The organism is Dysgonomonas sp. HDW5A (assembly GCF_011299555.1).
Taxonomy (GTDB): domain Bacteria; phylum Bacteroidota; class Bacteroidia; order Bacteroidales; family Dysgonomonadaceae; genus Dysgonomonas_A.
Map to the genome: position 1 here is coordinate 3,425,320 of NZ_CP049857.1, position 17,252 is coordinate 3,442,571.

The following is a 17,252-nucleotide window of genomic DNA, read 5'->3' on the forward strand; positions in this document are numbered from 1 at the left end:
AATATTTATCATCATTATTCAAAGAGCAATAAACGGAGGATGAAATCACCATGAGATTCATCCTCTTTTGTTTTTTAGTATATTTTTGTAGTGTAACCATATTGTCCATCTATTTGATAATTAGCATAAATAAAATACATAGAAAAACAAAGACAAGTAAAATATTTTATCTTTGTGCCATTCAGTAAACAATAGAACTATGCATATTCTTATAATCGAAGACGAATCCGGTATTTATAATTTTCTTAAACAAGGTCTTGAAGAAGAGGGATATAGTACAGCCATCGCTGTTGATGGCGAAAAGGGATTGGAATACTTTAATAATAATCACGTCGATCTGATACTTCTCGACTGGATGCTGCCTCGTATGGGCGGAATCGAAGTCTGTGAAGCTATTCGTCGAGAAAATACAGAGATTCCCATTCTATTTTTAACTGCTAAAGATACCGTAGAAGAAACTATCAAAGGATTAAAATCCGGAGCAAACGATTATATAAAGAAGCCTTTTAGCTTTGAAGAACTATTGGAAAGAGTTAAAGTTCATTTTCGTAAAAGAAAAGAAGACGGTCTATTGACTTTAGGTTCTATTTCACTTAATAAATCGACCTATCAGGTTACGAGTTGCACCGAAGAGGTTGCTCTTACTCAGCGTGAATTTGAATTGCTAGAGTACCTTATAAAGAATAAAGGAATAGTCTGCTCCCGCGATCAGATAATAGAGCATGTGTGGAATATAAATTTTGAATATGACACGGGTGTTATTGATGTTTTTATCAATGCAATTCGCAAGAAGTTGAATATGGATAAAGACAATGGATATATAAAAACGATACGGGGAGTTGGTTATATAGCAAATGATTGAAAGTATGTATAATTTTTCATTTAAAAATAGAATAGCATTTAATTACATCATAACTACAGCCTTATTGATTGGAGTTGTATTTATGATCATTTATGTTGTCGTGAAAATTAGTGTATCCAATCATCTTGATCAGGATTTACAGCGTGAAGTTGATCGCCATTCGAAAGAAATAGAAGTGAAAGATGGAGTTATTGCCTTGCGAAAGCATACGGAATGGATGGAACGTGAGCATAATACAGTAGGAGTAGACCCCGTATTTATTGAATTTCTGGATGCCGAAGGTAAGCTCATCGATAAGTCTCCAAACCTGAAAGATAGTGAACTCTTATACATTCCTGACTATGTTGATAATATAGTGACAGAGGGTAAACTTGCCGACAAAAAAATAAGACAGGAACAAGTTCCTATATACGATGATGATGAAATTGCAGGTTATCTGTTGGTGGCTGTATCGATAGAAGGATCGACAGTCGTTCTGGAAAGTTTGAGGCATGTACTATTAATCTCTTACCCTTTTATCCTTTTGATATTGTTCTTTGTCGCTCGAATTATTGCCGGAAGGAGCATCAAACCCATCAATGATATTATTGAGACATCGAATGCCATAACCCGCGACAATCTTATTTCACGCATACCCCTGCCTCATAATAAAGACGAGCTATATATTCTTTCTGATACCATCAATAATCTGTTGGACAGAGTGGAGCAGACTATCGAGCGTGAAAAATCATTTACTTCGTATGCATCACACGAGTTTCGTACACCTCTGGCAGTACTCAAAGGTACGCTGGAAGTGCTGATCAGAAAGCCGCGAGGACAGGAAGAATATGAAGAGAAAATCAATTATTGCATCAAAGAAGTAGATAGGCTGAATCATTTAGTTGATGAATTACTTATACTTACCCGGTATGAGAATCAGAAACAGTCTTTAAAACTAGAAGATACGGCAATCGAGAATTTAGTTTCTATTTGTTTAAAACGTTTTTCGAGTCAGATTCAGAATAAAGGTATTCAAGTACATACAAATATCACACCCGAAAATATCAGAATAAAGACAGATAGTTATTTATTCTCTACAATTATCAATAATATACTTTCCAACGCCATAAAATATTCTGAACAGGGGGGAATAATAAGGATTGATGTTACCAACGAAAATAATACTGTAATTTTTGTTATTAAAGACAATGGTATGGGCATTGCTCAGAAAGATATGGATAAAATATTTGATAAATTCTATCGTTCATACGAAAACGACCACCCTCAAATAAAAGGTTTCGGATTGGGACTTGCCATCGTTAAACGTTTCAGTGAATTACTTCAAATTAAAATTGAAATAGCCAGCCAAGAGGCCAAAGGTACTGTAATAACATTAGCGATACCTCAATCTTAAGCAAATCTTAAGCATCGTTTTTTAACATTACATTACCTTTACTCGTTAAAAAATAGGTAGATGTTAGAAAAGATTATACGCTTCAGTCTGAATCGCAAACTTATAGTTCTGCTATTTACGTTTGTCATATTTTTTTATGGCATATATTCAGTATTCAACATACCCATAGGTGCTGTTCCCGATATAACAAACAATCAGGTGCAGGTTATAACTACGTCTACAAAATTATCGACCGAAGATATCGAGCAGTTTATCACCTATCCGATAGAAATGGAAATGGCGAACCTGCCCGGAGTAAAAGAAATCCGTTCAGTATCAAAATTCGGGTTATCGGTAGTTACCATTGTGTTCGATGAAGATATGGGAACCTATTTGCCTCGTCAGTTGATTGCCGAAAAAATAAAGACAGCCTCAGAGATTATTCCTGATGGTTTTGGTGCTCCCGAAATGGGACCTATTTCAACGGGATTGGGCGAGATTTATCAATATATACTGGACGTAAAACCCGAATACAAAGACCGCTACTCAGTAGCCGACCTCCGCACTATTCAGGATTGGATAGTAAAACGACAATTGTCGGGTATTCCCGGAGTTGTAGAGATAAATACATGGGGAGGCTATCTGAAGCAATACGAAGTAGCCATTAATCCATCGCAACTAAAAGCTATGGATATAACGACCGGTGAAATTATAACCGCATTAGAAAAAAATAACAGCGTAGCAGGTGGAGCATATATCGAAAAGGTCAACCAAAGCTATTTTATACGTGGAGAAGGGAAAATAAACTCCATATATGATATTGAGAATATAGTTGTTAAAAATAAAAACGGAGTCCCTGTACTGATTAAAGATATATCAACCGTTCGTTTTGGTAATGCTAATCGTTTTGGAGCTATTACAGGAAACGGAGAGGGCGAAAAAGTTCTGGGGCAAATAATGATGCTCAAGGGAGCCGATTCGAAGAAAGTAATTGATGCCGTAAAAAAGCGAGTGGAGGAAATCCAGCCTTCGTTACCCGAAGGAGTCTATATTAATGCCTTTCTTGAGCGTAGTGAGCTGGTTGCGAAAACAACTTTTACGGTAGCCGAAAATCTTATCTTAGGATGTCTGATCGTAATATTTGTAGTTGTGTTACTGCTTGGAAATATGCGTTCGGGTTTAGTTGTAGCCTCGGTTATACCACTGTGTTTGCTATTTGCTATTTCTCTGATGCGGATATTTGGAATAGATGCCAACCTGATGAGCTTAGGAGCAATCGACTTTGGTATTATTATAGACGGTGCAGTAATTATTGTCGAATTTATTTCGTTTCAGATAACCTCCAAAGCTAGTGTACTTTCTCACTTATCTGTTCTGGAAAGACGAAGGGAAATAAACGAGATAACGGCAAGTAGTGCATCCAAGATGATGAACTCTGCTATTTTCGGGCAACTTATCATTCTTATTGTTTTTATACCTATCCTCTCACTTTCTGGAGTCGAAGGCAAAATGTTTCGCCCGATGGCATTAACTTTTAGTTTCGCCTTAATTGGAGCTATGATCCTCTGTTTGACTTATGTTCCCGTCATATCGTCGTTGATACTTAAACCTCAGGAACAACGACGCAATTCTATTAGTGCCCGAATTATCAGTTTGCTTGTTAAACTATACTTACCTGTAATAACATTAGCACTTAAGCATACACGCAAAACATTGGCAGCTGCTGTTGGTTTGTTGATTATTGCATTATTGGTGTTTTCGAGAATGGGAGGAGAATTTATACCCCAATTAGATGAAGGTGATTTTGTAATTCAACCAGTCCTTAAAACAGGGACTTCGCTAACTAAAACAATCGAAACAACTACTCTGATCGAGAAAACAATTCTGGATAAGTTTCCCGAAGTGGATCAAATTGTGAGCCGTATTGGTGCGGCTGAAGTTCCCACCGATCCGATGTCGATGGAAGAAAGTGATATTATCGTGAAACTAAAACCCAAAAGCGAATGGGTTTCGGCAAGCTCCAAAGATGAATTAGCAGACTTGATCAAAAAAGAGCTGGAGATAATACCCAATATGGATATCGAATTTACTCAGCCTATTGAAATGCGATTCAACGAATTGATCTCCGGTTCACGTTCGGATGTTGCTGTGAAAATATTTGGAGAAGATTTAGCTGTATTAGCAGAAAAAGCAGAGCAGATAAAACATGCTATTGCACATGTTGAAGGGGCATCAGATATTATTGTGGAAAAAATAGACGGACTTCCTCAAATGGCTGTCTCTTATGACCGCAAGCGAATAGCACAATACGGATTAAATATCTCGGATGTAAATGATATAGTTGCCATGTCTTTTGCCGGACAAACTGTTGGTACGGTATTCGAAGGAGAGCGCCGTTTCGATTTAGTTGTGAGGATGTCGGAAGACTTGCGTAATGATATCGAAGACTTGAAAAACCTCTATGTTCCCCTTCCTACCGGCGGACAAGTACCTTTGCGCGAATTGGCTGAAGTAGATTATACTGAAGGTCCTGCAAAAATATCACGCGATGACACCAAGCGTCGTGTTGTGATCGGGATAAATGTTCGAAGTAGAGATATGGAAAGTGTAGTGAAAGATATTTCACAAATAATTGATACAAAGATTAACCTACCTTCGGGTTATTACGTTACCTATGGTGGTCAGTTCGAGAATTTGCAGAATGCTAAAAATCGTTTGATGATAGCTGTACCGGTAGCCTTGTGCCTTATTTTTATTCTACTGTATTTTGCGTTTGGTTCGCTCAGAGAAACCATGCTTGTTTTCACAGCCATTCCTTTATCAGCCGTAGGAGGTATTTTATTTCTATGGATGCGGGGTATGCCTTTCAGTATTTCGGCAGGAGTGGGTTTTATTGCGTTGTTTGGTATAGCTGTTTTAAATGGAATTGTACTGATAGAGCATTTGAAAGAGTTGAGCCATAAGGGTATGAATAGTATTGACGAATTGATATTGAAAGGGACTATTGATCGTCTGCGTCCTGTAACACTAACAGCGGCGGCAGCAGCCTTAGGATTTCTTCCTATGGCGATATCTTCTTCCGCTGGAGCTGAGGTACAACGACCGTTGGCTACCGTTGTGATCGGGGGGCTTTTTACAGCTACCATGCTGACCATGATTGTATTACCCGTTCTGTTTAAAATGTTTGATAAAAATCTGAGAAATAATGAGAAATAGACATATTAGAATACTCGCTTTAACAAGCCTTATTCTGTTAGGTACTTCTGTATACAGCCAGAATGTGAATACCGAACTCAGCCATTTGATAGAGCAGGCTTTCAATAATAATAAAGGTCTGAAATCGTATCAACTACAAGTAGAGTCGGCCAAAGCTTATATGGGCACTGCTTATGATTTTAATAAGACTTCGGTGTACTACGGTTATGATGAAAATAATATTGCTCGTAATGATAAAGCTCTGCGTGTTTTTGGTATCGAACAAACTTTTTTGTTTCCGACCGTATATGGAGCACAACACACTGTTTATAAATCTCAATGGGAGCAAAAGAAAGCTCTATACGAAATAGAAAAAAATAAACTGAGACTTGATATATCACAGCTATACGAAGACATTGTCTATTTGCGGAATAAAGAAAAACTTTATATGCATCTAGATACTTTATATGCTGAGTTTTCGAGGGCGGGTAATCGCCGATTCGAATTAGGTGAATCTAACTATCTTGAAAAAATAACGGCAACGGCAAAGTCAAAGCAGATACATACTACTTTAGTTCAGTTGATAAGCCGGAAAAGGGCAAGCTATGAGCAATTAAAGGCATTGGTTCAAAGTGATGAAATTCCGCAGATAAACAAAGATGATCTTGAACTGCTCTATTTAGATGATGCGAGTATAGGTCGAGGCCTCCAAACGGAATATATGGAAAGGGTTAGCCGGACATATCAATCGCAAATGAAACTACAAAATCATAATTGGCTCCCCGATATTAATATAGAGCTTTTTACGGGAACCAATAGAGGTTTAGGATACTATCAGAATGGTTTCCAGATAGGCGTATCTATTCCCTTGTTTTTTTCGGGGAATATTGCGAAAAAGAAAACGGCAAAACTCGACCTGCTAAGTTGGGAAGATGAACGCAGCAATAAAGAAATAAAAATGGAGCGTTTCTATATGCAAAAGCAAGCAGAATTGGATCAGCATAAGGAAATGATAAGGTATTATAACGAGAACGGAAAAAATCTATCTCAGGAGATTCTTAAAACTGCCGAGATGAGTTATAAAAACGGCGAAATAGACTTCTTCCAGTATATTCAAAGTATGGAGAATGTAATTACTATAGAGCTCGATTATCTCGAAAGTGTTTTGTCATATAACAAATCTTATTTAGAACTGTATTACTTTAATTTTAATGATTAGAAGATGAAAAAGTATAATTATATATTCTCAATTTTAGTAGGATTTGCCTTGATAGCATGCGGTGGAGACAAAAAAAACGGAGAAGAGACATCTATGGTTGAAGAAGATAACTCTGTTGTTGTGGTTACACAGGATCAGTTCAAGACCATGAAAATGGAAATCTCACCATTAGTGGAAAAAGATTTCGATGTGGTGATCAAAGCTTCGGGTAAAATTGATGTTCCACCACAGAATAGAGCAAAAGTAACTTCTTTTGTCGGTGGTTTTGTAAAATCTTTATATCATATGGTCGGAGATAAAGTCTCTAAGGGACAACCCTTGCTAATATTAGAGAGCCCCGAATATTTGGATATCCAACAATCTTATCTTGAAATTTTCGGACAATTATCCTATCTTAAATCCGAGTATGAAAGACAAAGAACCCTTTTCAATGAGAAAATAGCTTCTCAAAAGAAATATATGGAAGCCGAAAGCGATTATAAAAAGGCTAAAGCTACCTATGAAAGTCTACGTCAAAAATTACGTATACTAAATATTAGTCCCGAACAGGTAGAACAAGGAAAGTTATCGTCGTCAGTTACTGTTTATGCTCCAATTACAGGAGATATTACGATAATAAATGCCAATATGGGGATGGCTGTATCTCCCAGCGATGTAATAATGGAAATAGTTGATACTAAATTTTTGCATTTGGAATTATCCGTTTTTGAGAAAAATGTATTCGATCTTAAAAATGGTCAAAAGGTAAAATTCATAATACCACAAATTTCGTCAGATGAATTTGAGGCAACGGTATCACTTATCGGCAAATCGGTTGAAGGTAATGACCGCATTGTTACAGTCTATGCGACCTTGGATGAATCGACCAAACAAAAATTGCTGACGGGTATGTTTGTTGAAGCCCAGATTGTTGCAAGCTCTAAAAAGGTATTGAGTGTACCTGTAGATGCCTTGACAAGCGAAGAAAGCAACCAATTTTTGCTTGTTCTGGAATCTGAAAAAGATGGCAACTATACTTTCCGTAAGACTCTTGTTAAGACCGGTGATCGGAATGGAGAATGGATTGAAGTCATTCTTGATAATAATATTAAAGCCGACGCTCAGATATTGGTAAAAGGAGTGTATGATGTGATTTGATTATATATTGATAGGGTAGGAGAGTATGAAAAGTGTCTCTAAATAAAATGTTTAGAGACACTTCCTTTTTTATTTCTTATATACTTTAAGATCTCTAAAAAAGCCCTCTGTACCTACATCTACAAAGAGTCCGATAGCTCCCTGCATATTGCCTCCTAACTTCAAATCGTTTACAATTAGTGATGGCTGTTCGTTGTTGTTGAGATATAATCTGGCTTTTTGATCTTGTACTTCTATTCTGATTTGAATCCATTCATTTAATCCCATATCTGCATAAGATTCATACATTTCGGGCGATTCTTTCCTCAATCGCTGATATTTATAATCGGCGTAAGCAAAGTATTGAATACTATGATTTCGTCGTACCTGATCTTCTGCTCTACCATTTGTAGGACGAATATATATACTCTCAAATTTCGAATTATCCTCGTTAATACGGAACGCTATGCCGATAAATCCCCGTGAGAAATCAGGAGCATCATGTAAAAGTCGGCTTAATACCTTTACTTCTATCGTTCCATTCGAAAAATCTAAATTATTGATTCGTACAAATGTGCACTCATCAAACTCTTTTATGGTCGAATCTTTAATGACTCTGACCACTTTTTCATCGTCCAATGTCTCTAATGACATAAATGAGTTTATTGCTTTCAGGTTCTTCTCTTTCAGGTCTATTGTTTGTGAATGTAACCCTGAAGCTAAGAGTACAAAACAGCATAAAATTAAAAAAACGCTTCTTTTCATTATGTTGATTTTTTCTGTGTTTTAAGTTTGCATAACTATTTATTGCTTTGCCAAGTGAAACAATGATAAGTAGTTATGTCCTTAAAATGTATCATTAAATATTTCCTTTTACTTAATTATCTAGTTTTATCCCTATTTCTTTTTAGAGTAACAAAGTGACAAATACCCACACAATTTACTAAGAATAAGCAAGCATCTGTAAGAATACCTGCTTATTTATTTTAAGAAATAAAGATTCTTTATTTCACATATTTGAATGTGCTATTCCATCCATTATAGAGAATACCTTGTGCAACATATAATTGTCCCATATATTCTAATGCTCGTGAAGACTCGATTTTTCCTGTATCATAAGATTCCCATCCGAATTTTTCAACTATTGATGAAATTTTATCTTTTGCTTGTTCGTCATTTCCTGCAAGAAAAACTGTCCCTTTTTCGCTTAATACAGGTCTGTACATCAGGTGTGCACCTACCGTATTCATTGCTTTGATAACATGAGTTGAAGGAAGTAATTTCTGTATTTTTTCAGCAAGAGACTCTTCAGGAGTTGTGATTAACTTAATCACTCCGTTGCCAGGAGCTTCTGCCGACAATGCGTTGGTTATATCCCAAAGTATTTTCCCTTCGAATTTCTGAACTCCTATTTCTTGAATTACATCTACTAGAGCTGATCCGGGTACAGGTAACACGATAACATCACCGAATTCTACAGCCTCAGTATAACTTGTAATACTTACATTACTGTGTGCCTTTTTTAGTTTAGTAATATTCTCACTATCTTTTTCTAAACTACGTGAGCCTACTTTTACATCGTAACCTTCGCTGATTAATCCATTTACTAATGCCTGTGCAACATTTCCTGTTCCAATTACTGCTATTTTCATAATGTCATTATTTTAAATGATGAATGTTTATTATTCTATTAATTATTTCAAAATTAGTCTGATTAGATAGTTTCTACAAGTGGGTTTGTTACGCACTTGTAAGGTTAGTAATAATGATTATCAAAGTATTAATGATTGCTCTTTTAACCAGATTTAACTATTTGGGAATAATAATCTTTTTTGAAGTTTCATTCTTTTGGAGAGTAATGTATTTTTGTAGAAAAATACTTTAAAACGATGAAAGAATTAGATTTAAAATATCCAACCTGTCCTATCCGAAATGTGCTTAGTCGATTTAGTGATAAATGGTCATTATTAGTTTTGTGCATATTATTTCCTAATAAAACAATGCGTTATGGTGAGATAAAAAATGCTATTCCTGATATTTCACAGAAGATGTTAACTAATACATTGAAAAATCTGGAAGAATACAACCTGATAAAAAGAGTCGCTTATGCCGAGATTCCTCCACGTGTAGAATATTCGGTTACAGAGGTGGGTAAAAGTTTTATCCCTGCAGTAGAGATAATGATTAATTGGGCACAGGAGAATTTTGAAGAAGTAAGCAAATAAAAGATAATGCTAGAGATAATTCTCTAAAATAAAAACGACTGCTTATCCTAAAAAGATAAGCAGTCGTTTTTTTCTAATTTGTGATCCGACCAGGATTCGAACCTGGGACCCTCAGCTTAGAAGGCTGATGCTCTATCCAGCTGAGCTACCGGACCTCACCTTTTGGCTTAGCGAGTGCAAAGATAGATATTTTTCTTAAAAAAGAAAATATTATAAGGAAAAGTTTTATAAAGTTTATAAATAAAGGCTTTTCTTCATATTTATATCGATTTATAAGCGAATGCCGCTTTAATAATCTTTTGACGTTTATTTTGAAGTTATTGATTTTTATAAAAAAAGTAAGATTGTCATCCCGACAACCTTACTCTATTATTAACCTTAAATCTAATACTATGAAAAACACATATTATTAACATTTACCTATGTGAAAAAGTTCAATGAATAAATTTTATCTATAAATATTTGTTTGTTTTTTATGAAAGTACTGATCTGTCAAAAAAAGAATTGGTTGTCATCCCGACAACCAATCTCCATTAACCTTAAATCTAATACTATGAAAAACACATATTATAAACAATTGACTCTATGATAAAGTTTTATGAATTGTTCCTATGCATGTATAAATGCATTTGATAACTAAATCTACGAGTCGAAAAGTATCTTAAAAATTATCCTCTTTCCTGAGTGTTTCCATCAGGATTTATTCTATTTACTGCAGCTTTGACTTCTTTGTTGCTAATGGGCTGCGGAGTTTGATTACTTTTATCTCTGCGGGCTTCTTCGTAGCCTTTAAAATCTATAGAAGATTTTATTATATCATTTTGTTTCATAACTTGATAGATTTATGTTTATATACAGATAACATATTATGTATGTATTATGTTTTAATGACACTGTATAATTTATAAGCTATCAGCTTTGTCTATATGTAAATAAGGGTTTTAGAACATACTCAAACCCTTATTTTTGTATTCGAATTAGTTGGTATCAAGGTTAATATCGCAATGTGAGTGCCAGCCCCTTGAACTTTTCAAGCCCTCCATCAGATATAAATACAGTATCACCTCCAAAAGTTGAGTTTATTTCTATTATTTCGTCAATAATATCATCAATAACACCTTCTTGTGAAGCCTTATCTACATCTACTAGAGTGATTTTATCATCTATCACTTTAGCCGGCTGATAATAACCGTTCTGAACGAATAAGGTTTTACCCCTTCCTTGTTCTATGGCATTCCATATATCATTTATATCTACTAAAAATTTACCGCTATTCAAAGCCTCTTTAAGTTCAACTAACCGTTCTTCGTTGTTCTTGTGAGCATACTCTTCTACAATGTACCAATTTGCATCAATAATATGTTGTGGCGATTTATCAAAACTATCGTTATGAGTTCCAATAATAATATCGTTATGTTCCGAAACTAACTTAAAGTATGCAGTGTTTTTTTCGTCAGCCGATATAACTATCGGTAATGGATTTTCTCTCCATATTGCCCATAATGCCTTATCAACTCTACTGAAAAACTCTTTCTGATAATTTCCTACTCTGGTAGCATTAGATCCGGCAGTTGCATTGGTTGTGAATAAACTATAGTTTATTATCGGAAAAGGCCTTCCCAACTCTTCTATAACCCTGCCGTTTGCAGCTTCTATTAATCTGGCACGGTCTTGTCCCAGCACTAAAGTATAGTAAGCTTGCTGAGTATGTAAAGCTCTTACCAGATCTCTTGTGGCAAAAGATGTATCGACAATAACTCTATTGTTTACAGCGATAGGCAAACGTGTATATTTAGCAATATCTTCGTTAACAAACAGAGCTAAACTTTCGGTGTTGAACCGATGGTCAATCTGGTTAACCAATTTATCGAGCTTGTCAATAATTACTTTTGCAGATCGCTTGTCGAGTTCTTCAGAAATTCTATCTTCAGCCTCTTTTTGTAAATTTTTTAATAGTATAGCATCCTTTTCATTGTCAGGATGCGTATTGTGAGTATTTAAAATTATACTTACCGAAAGTTTGCCGTTTAGATCTTTGATCTCTTTTAAAATATTATTCATAATGATTCTTGTTTTATAGTTTTGTTTGTAATCTTGTTTCTGGTTGTTGTTATTGTATAAGTATTTTAGTTAAACATTTTTAGCGTAAATAAGTTTTAGCAAACGAAAATTCATTTATAATATTCTTCTATAATCAAAGAGCTGATGATAAAAAGATGCTCTTCGCATCGAATGCAATGACATAAATAGCTATAAGTAAGTAATACCAATCTAAAATCTCATCATATTTAGGTATTGTGTACCTTCAGTCTGTTAATTCCCGATATCATTCTTTTGTTATGTCTGTTTGCTCGTTCATTATTACTGATAGGCAGTTTTTACAATCAGTTTATGACTAAACGGAAGGTTGACAAAGGGATGAACGATAAGATCAAGAATTTATCCTCTTCAAATATCGAAGACTTAAAAGCTGCATTACCTGAGAAAGACAATTCGCTATATATAAAATATCTTCGTGATTTATTGACAATCTCTCTAAGTGAAGCATACTCGGATTACCTGATTTCGAGTTTCGAGAATGAAGCCGAAAAGATACTTCACTTTCGAAACTATTGGCTAAGATGGGACCTGAATACATACTTTCGGAAGAACAGAGTTCAGGCTCTAAAGGTAAAAAGGTAGGTATTGCCTACGAACTAGAGAACGGAGAGATAATTTTTGTTCCCGAATAAAGGGGAATACTTACTTTTCGTTTTTACTTGCACATGCAGTGTTAATCAACTCCAGATGGTCGGTAGACCATTCGATAAGATTTTTAATTAAAGGCAAGAGGCTTTTGCCCATGTCGGTCAACTGATACTCCACTCGGGGAGGTATTTCAAGAAATGCCTCCCGGGAGATCAGACCGCACTCTTCAAGCGTCCGTAAAGTTGAAGCAAGCATTTTCTGAGAAATATCTTCAATATCTCTCCCCAGATCGTTGAAACGCATAGGCTTTTCTTCTTCGCCTAAGGTTTGTAAAACAAGTATTGACCATTTATCTCCAAAGCGATCCATCACTGTTCTTAGAGGACAACCTTCTATGACTATTCTTTTTTTCATTTTTCTTTCATTCTAACCCATACATACTCAGCTTTACTAACCTTTTGGTTAGCGGCTTACGGTGCTGTAAGTCGTTGTTTTACAATATCTAAGTTACTACATTTGATACTCCAAAAGTATGGATTTTAAATTAAGGAATAAATGAAAAGGTTTATAATTATTTTTTTATTGACAATAAACTGTTGCCTAATACAGGGAGTTTATAGTCAGAATACAAACAAGAGTTTAAACAATAAACCACTTAAAACAAAAGATATGGAAGCTTTAAATAAGTCTACGGAAGAAACCAGAATAATAGTTGAGGACTTTTATAACAAAACAGCCCTTGGAGATGTAAAGGGAATTGTGGGATTAATGTCGGACGATGTAGAATGGGAGATTCCCGGAAATGAAGATCTCGCATCTTGGGTAGGATTCAAAAAAGGAAAGTCCGGTGTTAATGAATTTTATACTTTACTAAATGAGAATACTAAAAATTTAATATTCAGAGTTGATAAGTTATTTGTAGATGGAGAGCAGGCTGTTGCAATAGGATATGTATCGACTATAATGTTGAAAACGAATAAGGTATTTAATAGCTATTTTATGGCACATTTCACAGTTTCGGATAAACAGATAACTAAATATTTTTTTGCTGAGGATAGTTTTCGATTAACCAAAGCATTGGCTAATGACGAAAAAGAGCATAATTCAGAGGTTATAGAAAATGTAGATATAGTCAAAAAGTATTTCAGAGAAGTGAGTGCCCGAAATATGGATGAAGTAAATACACTTTTCTCTCCATATATAGAAGTTTATTTTCCACAATCGGGAGTTTTAAAAGGAATAGATAATTTGCTTCAATTGAATAAGAGTTTAGCAGAATCTATAGATAAAATAGAATACGACTTTAATAATTTTGTTTATACAATTTCTGATAACAGAGTTATTGTGGAAGGTATAGAGAGTGGAACATTTACCAATAATGAAACTTTTACGGATAAACGATTTTGCAGTGTATTTGAAATCAAAAATGGCTTGATTTATCGAATGTATGTATACTCAAATCTGGATACATAAAAGTTCTTGTAATTTTTAATTTCATATACAATAGTTATTTATCACTATTGCTCATCTTGTTGAATATGAATTCATTTGTATGAATAAATCATACTATAAATGAATACAATGCAGTCAGGTTCAGAGATATTAATTAGGTCACTTCTCTATCACCATGTAAATACTATTTTCGGGTATCCCGGTAGTTGTGTGATGTCTATATTAGATTGTCTGTATGATTACAAAGGTCACTTAGATCATATTCTGGTTAGGCATGAGCAGGGAGCCATTCATGCGGCACAAGGTTATGCACAAGCTTCAAAAAGGGTAGGGGTTGCTATGGTTACTTCGGGTCCGGCAGCCACAAATATCGTAACAGGATTGGCTGATGCTATGGCTGATAGTACTCCTCTGGTCGTAATTACAGGGCAGGTATATTCTCATCTCTTAGGTTCGGATGCTTTTCAAGAAGTGGATGTTATTGGTATTACAAATTCTACAACTAAATGGGTGTGTCAGATTCGTTCGGCTAACGAAATAGCTTCGGCTGTGGCACATGCTTTTTATATTGCATCTTCGGGACGTTCGGGTCCTGTTGTTTTGGATATAACTAAAGATGCTCAGGTAGATAAGGCGGTTTATTCTGATCAGAAAGTCAATTATATTCGGAGTTATAGCCCGAATCTGTATATAGAACCTTGGGTAAATGTAGACGCTTTGTTTTCATCTCAAAAAGACAAAAACAAGGTTGATCATATTATAGATATATTGCAAAATATAGAAGAAGACTTGATTCTGGTTTTAGATATTGAGCATCAAGTAGAAGTAGTATCTAGTCAGCAAAAAGTAATCAAATCAACGAATTTTAAAACTAAAGGCTTCGGACTTCCTGCTGCAATCGGGGCAAAATATGCTTCTCCAAATCAAACCGTATGTTTGGTAGTTGGGGTTGAGGAATTTCAGGCAACTATACAAGAGTTAGGAATAATCATACAAGCAAGTATTGATATAAAGATTTTCTTAGTGAATAATTGTGAGCAAACTCCATTTGAGGTGTTGCATCCCGACTTTTTACAAATAGCTCATGCTTATAATATTGAGGCAAAGACAGTTTTTGATTCAGGAAATTTATTGGAAGAGATTCACAAGGTCGTAAACACAAAAGAAACTTATCTTTTGGAAATAAAGTAAAGACATTGTTAATCTAACAGACCTGCATGTTTTGCATAATTGATGGCTTCGATTGAATTATCTACTTTCATCTTACGAAGGATATTCTGACGATGAATATTCGCTGTATTCACGCTGATGGATAATTTATAGGCAATCTCCTTGCTTAATAATCCTTGATGAATTAATTGTAAAACTTCTTTTTCTCGCGGACTTAATTTAACAGGTATTTCATCAGATGAACTTAAGTCGATACGTTCGCCGTTTTTCAGATTAATGAAAAAGTTTTTTAAATCAGATCTATTACTCTGATCTGGTAAAATAGTTATCGATCCGAGCATCAACCATAGATTACCTGCTTTATCAGTTTCCAAAGCTTGACGTTCCCATAATACACGAATATATTGTCCTTGAATATTTTGTACCCGAAGTTCTAAAATATGTTTGTAATTGATCTGTTCTTCTTTGGGCTGCGTTAGAATAAATTTTCCAACTTTAAGCTGTATCTTCTTATATTGAATGAAATCGTCAGGATGAATTTTAGAATCTAATAAACTATCATTCAGTAAGTTTTTCGAATCTTCTTTAGTCGGTGTATATCCAAAGAAACTTTTGAAATTATCGGAGGTAAACAGATATTCGAATTTGTGCAGGTCAACGATAAAGAAACAGCAATTGTTAAGTAACGACAAGCGGTTTAAATCGGCTTTGTGCTGTTCGGCAATAGAGTAATCTAAATCCTTTTCATTTAGCTTATGTTCTGCATATATTTCTTTGAGTATGTCTTTTACCTCTTGATTCATAAAGTATGCTGTGTTTTAGTCGGCAGGGCTTATCATTGCTTCATTCACCTTATTATTTATTCGCCTTAGCAACGATGGCTTTTTGCACATATATACAAAGAGTCTCATTACCGGTGGGAAATAAAAGAGGTGAGCCATTTTCTTTCTCTTTCTAATTATATCTATAACACCTTTATTCGAGGTCTCGAAATCTTTCTTTTCAATAATAGAAGAGGCTGCGTTTTGTCCGCTTTTGACAGCAAAATAAATACCTTCACCGGTCATAGAATCTGCGAATCCACCCGCATCACCGATTAATAAAATGTTTTTACGGAAACTATATTCAATCTTATCGAACATGGGAATATATGCCCCTTTGGTTTTACTTTCGTCCATAAGGTTATACTCTTCGAGCGATTGGTGAAAGCGTTCTGTGGTGGTTAGTGCATCGCCATAGCCAACTGCATATCCGTTGAGATTTGGAAAAAGATAAAAATATCCGTCTTTAAATTTCTTATCAAAATAGACTCTCATATCTCTTATCGACATATCCGATACATTCTTTTCGAGGCAAAGCGTACCTTTCTTGAAGTTCGGCTGCAGGTATTTCCTTACAAGACTGTTTGTTCCGTCAGCACCTATGAGGTTGTCACAAGTAAAAATTCTTCCTGATAAGAGGGTTAGGAATATCTTATTGTCCTTTTCCTCGATTTTAGAAAGAGTGTCGGTAATAACTTGTCCGCCGATCGCTTTATATTGTTCTAAAAGTATATGGTCAAAATCTTTTCGAGCTACAGTGCGTAATTCTGTGTTTAATGAAAAGCTGCATACGTATTTACTATTAGAATACATGTCTATCTTATTGACACTGCAATAGTCATATTTTATACCTGTAAATATTTTATCAATCAATATATGAGCTTTGGGTGTTAAGCCTCCACCACAAAGTTTTTCGCGTGGAAATTCTTTCCTGTCTATAATCAGACAATCCTCATGATGTTTAACCAATTGATAACCGCATGTAACCCCGGCAGGTCCTCCACCTATTATAATTGTTTTTATATGAGTCTTTTCCATTCGTCTTGTTATTGATATACAGATTATTTGCAAAAATGCAAAAATAGTATAAAATTGCGATATACTATCCGGTTCTGTCTCTGCAATATAAACA

Annotated in this window: 16 protein-coding genes, 1 tRNA gene and 1 pseudogene; 10 read left to right on the forward strand and 8 right to left on the reverse strand. The window is 35.1% G+C overall.

Annotation, left to right across the window (positions count from 1 at the left end; genetic code table 11):
- Window positions 1-199 precede the first annotated feature (199 nt).
- The 5 genes from G7050_RS14265 to G7050_RS14280 are packed head-to-tail and all read left to right on the forward strand — an operon-like array spanning window position 200 to window position 7,785.
- Complete coding sequence (locus G7050_RS14265) at window positions 200-862, forward strand: response regulator transcription factor (RefSeq protein WP_166116605.1); 663 nt, start codon at window positions 200-202, stop codon at window positions 860-862.
- The gene (locus G7050_RS14270) at window positions 855-2,255 is read left to right on the forward strand and encodes a HAMP domain-containing sensor histidine kinase (RefSeq protein ID WP_255499165.1); all 1,401 of its coding nucleotides are present in this window, start codon (window positions 855-857) and stop codon (window positions 2,253-2,255) included. Before G7050_RS14265 ends, G7050_RS14270 begins: the two co-directional genes overlap by 8 nt.
- Before the next feature lie 60 nt (window positions 2,256-2,315).
- Entirely contained in the window at window positions 2,316-5,450 is a 3,135-nt protein-coding gene (locus G7050_RS14275; protein WP_221412807.1) for an efflux RND transporter permease subunit, read from the forward strand.
- Window positions 5,440-6,648, forward strand: coding sequence for a TolC family protein (locus G7050_RS17805; protein WP_221412808.1), 1,209 nt, complete (start codon window positions 5,440-5,442; stop codon window positions 6,646-6,648). The genes G7050_RS14275 and G7050_RS17805 overlap by 11 nt, the downstream gene beginning before the upstream one ends.
- 3 nt (window positions 6,649-6,651) lie before the next feature.
- Window positions 6,652-7,785 (forward strand): efflux RND transporter periplasmic adaptor subunit, encoded by a 1,134-nt coding sequence (locus G7050_RS14280; RefSeq protein ID WP_166116607.1) that lies wholly within the window; start codon window positions 6,652-6,654, stop codon window positions 7,783-7,785.
- Between the two features lie 69 nt (window positions 7,786-7,854).
- Here G7050_RS14280 and G7050_RS14285 read toward each other — a convergent pair whose 3' ends face one another.
- Together G7050_RS14285 and G7050_RS14290 are read right to left on the reverse strand one after the other, a co-directional pair.
- The gene (locus G7050_RS14285) at window positions 7,855-8,529 is read right to left on the reverse strand and encodes a hypothetical protein (protein ID WP_221412809.1); all 675 of its coding nucleotides are present in this window, start codon (window positions 8,527-8,529) and stop codon (window positions 7,855-7,857) included.
- Window positions 8,530-8,768: 239 nt separating this feature from the next.
- Window positions 8,769-9,416 carry an NADPH-dependent F420 reductase gene (locus G7050_RS14290; RefSeq protein ID WP_166116610.1) on the reverse strand — a complete coding sequence of 216 codons (648 nt, stop codon included), beginning with the start codon at window positions 9,414-9,416 and terminating at the stop codon, window positions 8,769-8,771.
- A 237-nt stretch (window positions 9,417-9,653) separates the two neighbouring features.
- Here G7050_RS14290 and G7050_RS14295 point away from each other — a divergent pair, with 237 nt between their 5' ends.
- Window positions 9,654-9,989, forward strand: a complete 336-nt coding sequence (locus tag G7050_RS14295; protein WP_166116612.1) for a helix-turn-helix domain-containing protein — start codon at window positions 9,654-9,656, stop codon at window positions 9,987-9,989.
- An 81-nt stretch (window positions 9,990-10,070) separates the two neighbouring features.
- On the opposite strand, the gene G7050_RS14300 is transcribed toward G7050_RS14295, so the two are convergent.
- From G7050_RS14300 to G7050_RS14310, 3 genes are all read right to left on the reverse strand, one after another.
- Window positions 10,071-10,144: transfer RNA gene (locus G7050_RS14300), tRNA-Arg, on the reverse strand.
- A gap of 513 nt (window positions 10,145-10,657) precedes the next feature.
- Entirely contained in the window at window positions 10,658-10,819 is a 162-nt protein-coding gene (locus G7050_RS14305; RefSeq protein ID WP_166116614.1) for a hypothetical protein, read from the reverse strand.
- Between the two features lie 163 nt (window positions 10,820-10,982).
- Window positions 10,983-12,050: a hypothetical protein gene (locus tag G7050_RS14310; RefSeq protein ID WP_166116616.1), complete on the reverse strand. Its 1,068-nt coding sequence runs from the start codon at window positions 12,048-12,050 to the stop codon at window positions 10,983-10,985.
- Window positions 12,051-12,380: 330 nt separating this feature from the next.
- On the opposite strand from G7050_RS14310, the gene G7050_RS14315 reads away from it, so the two are divergent.
- Window positions 12,381-12,671, forward strand: a complete 291-nt coding sequence (locus G7050_RS14315) for a hypothetical protein (protein ID WP_255499327.1) — start codon at window positions 12,381-12,383, stop codon at window positions 12,669-12,671.
- Window positions 12,635-12,721: pseudogene (locus G7050_RS14320) on the forward strand (DUF2149 domain-containing protein); the annotation flags it as partial. The gene G7050_RS14315 and the pseudogene G7050_RS14320, both read left to right, overlap by 37 nt.
- Before the next feature lie 10 nt (window positions 12,722-12,731).
- Here the strand turns inward: G7050_RS14320 and G7050_RS14325 are convergent.
- The gene (locus G7050_RS14325) at window positions 12,732-13,091 is read right to left on the reverse strand and encodes a helix-turn-helix domain-containing protein (RefSeq protein WP_166116618.1); all 360 of its coding nucleotides are present in this window, start codon (window positions 13,089-13,091) and stop codon (window positions 12,732-12,734) included.
- A 255-nt stretch (window positions 13,092-13,346) separates the two neighbouring features.
- On the opposite strand from G7050_RS14325, the gene G7050_RS14330 reads away from it, so the two are divergent.
- A complete protein-coding gene (locus G7050_RS14330; RefSeq protein WP_166116620.1) occupies window positions 13,347-14,150 on the forward strand; it encodes a nuclear transport factor 2 family protein in 804 nt (267 codons plus the stop codon).
- 99 nt (window positions 14,151-14,249) lie between these two features.
- Window positions 14,250-15,320, forward strand: a complete 1,071-nt coding sequence (locus G7050_RS18030) for a thiamine pyrophosphate-binding protein (RefSeq protein WP_166116622.1) — start codon at window positions 14,250-14,252, stop codon at window positions 15,318-15,320.
- An 8-nt stretch (window positions 15,321-15,328) separates the two neighbouring features.
- Here the strand turns inward: G7050_RS18030 and G7050_RS14340 are convergent, their stop codons facing one another.
- Entirely contained in the window at window positions 15,329-16,102 is a 774-nt protein-coding gene (locus tag G7050_RS14340) for a response regulator transcription factor (RefSeq protein ID WP_166116624.1), read from the reverse strand.
- A 15-nt stretch (window positions 16,103-16,117) separates the two neighbouring features.
- Entirely contained in the window at window positions 16,118-17,158 is a 1,041-nt protein-coding gene (locus tag G7050_RS14345) for an FAD-dependent monooxygenase (protein WP_166116625.1), read from the reverse strand.
- Window positions 17,159-17,252: the final 94 nt, after the last annotated feature.

What these genes read in the sequence shown, in the direction of transcription:
- G7050_RS14265 (WP_166116605.1), top strand. Translation starts at nt 200, where the DNA reads ATGCATATTCTTATAATCGAAGACGAATCCGGTATTTATAATTTTCTT.
- G7050_RS14270 (WP_255499165.1), top strand. Translation starts at nt 855, where the DNA reads ATGATTGAAAGTATGTATAATTTTTCATTTAAAAATAGAATAGCATTT.
- G7050_RS14275 (WP_221412807.1), top strand. Translation starts at nt 2,316, where the DNA reads ATGTTAGAAAAGATTATACGCTTCAGTCTGAATCGCAAACTTATAGTT.
- G7050_RS17805 (WP_221412808.1), top strand. Translation starts at nt 5,440, where the DNA reads ATGAGAAATAGACATATTAGAATACTCGCTTTAACAAGCCTTATTCTG.
- G7050_RS14280 (WP_166116607.1), top strand. Translation starts at nt 6,652, where the DNA reads ATGAAAAAGTATAATTATATATTCTCAATTTTAGTAGGATTTGCCTTG.
- G7050_RS14285 (WP_221412809.1), bottom strand. Translation starts at nt 8,529, where the DNA reads ATGAAAAGAAGCGTTTTTTTAATTTTATGCTGTTTTGTACTCTTAGCT.
- G7050_RS14290 (WP_166116610.1), bottom strand. Translation starts at nt 9,416, where the DNA reads ATGAAAATAGCAGTAATTGGAACAGGAAATGTTGCACAGGCATTAGTA.
- G7050_RS14295 (WP_166116612.1), top strand. Translation starts at nt 9,654, where the DNA reads ATGAAAGAATTAGATTTAAAATATCCAACCTGTCCTATCCGAAATGTG.
- G7050_RS14305 (WP_166116614.1), bottom strand. Translation starts at nt 10,819, where the DNA reads ATGAAACAAAATGATATAATAAAATCTTCTATAGATTTTAAAGGCTAC.
- G7050_RS14310 (WP_166116616.1), bottom strand. Translation starts at nt 12,050, where the DNA reads ATGAATAATATTTTAAAAGAGATCAAAGATCTAAACGGCAAACTTTCG.
- G7050_RS14315 (WP_255499327.1), top strand. Translation starts at nt 12,381, where the DNA reads ATGACTAAACGGAAGGTTGACAAAGGGATGAACGATAAGATCAAGAAT.
- G7050_RS14325 (WP_166116618.1), bottom strand. Translation starts at nt 13,091, where the DNA reads ATGAAAAAAAGAATAGTCATAGAAGGTTGTCCTCTAAGAACAGTGATG.
- G7050_RS14330 (WP_166116620.1), top strand. Translation starts at nt 13,347, where the DNA reads ATGGAAGCTTTAAATAAGTCTACGGAAGAAACCAGAATAATAGTTGAG.
- G7050_RS18030 (WP_166116622.1), top strand. Translation starts at nt 14,250, where the DNA reads ATGAATACAATGCAGTCAGGTTCAGAGATATTAATTAGGTCACTTCTC.
- G7050_RS14340 (WP_166116624.1), bottom strand. Translation starts at nt 16,102, where the DNA reads ATGAATCAAGAGGTAAAAGACATACTCAAAGAAATATATGCAGAACAT.
- G7050_RS14345 (WP_166116625.1), bottom strand. Translation starts at nt 17,158, where the DNA reads ATGGAAAAGACTCATATAAAAACAATTATAATAGGTGGAGGACCTGCC.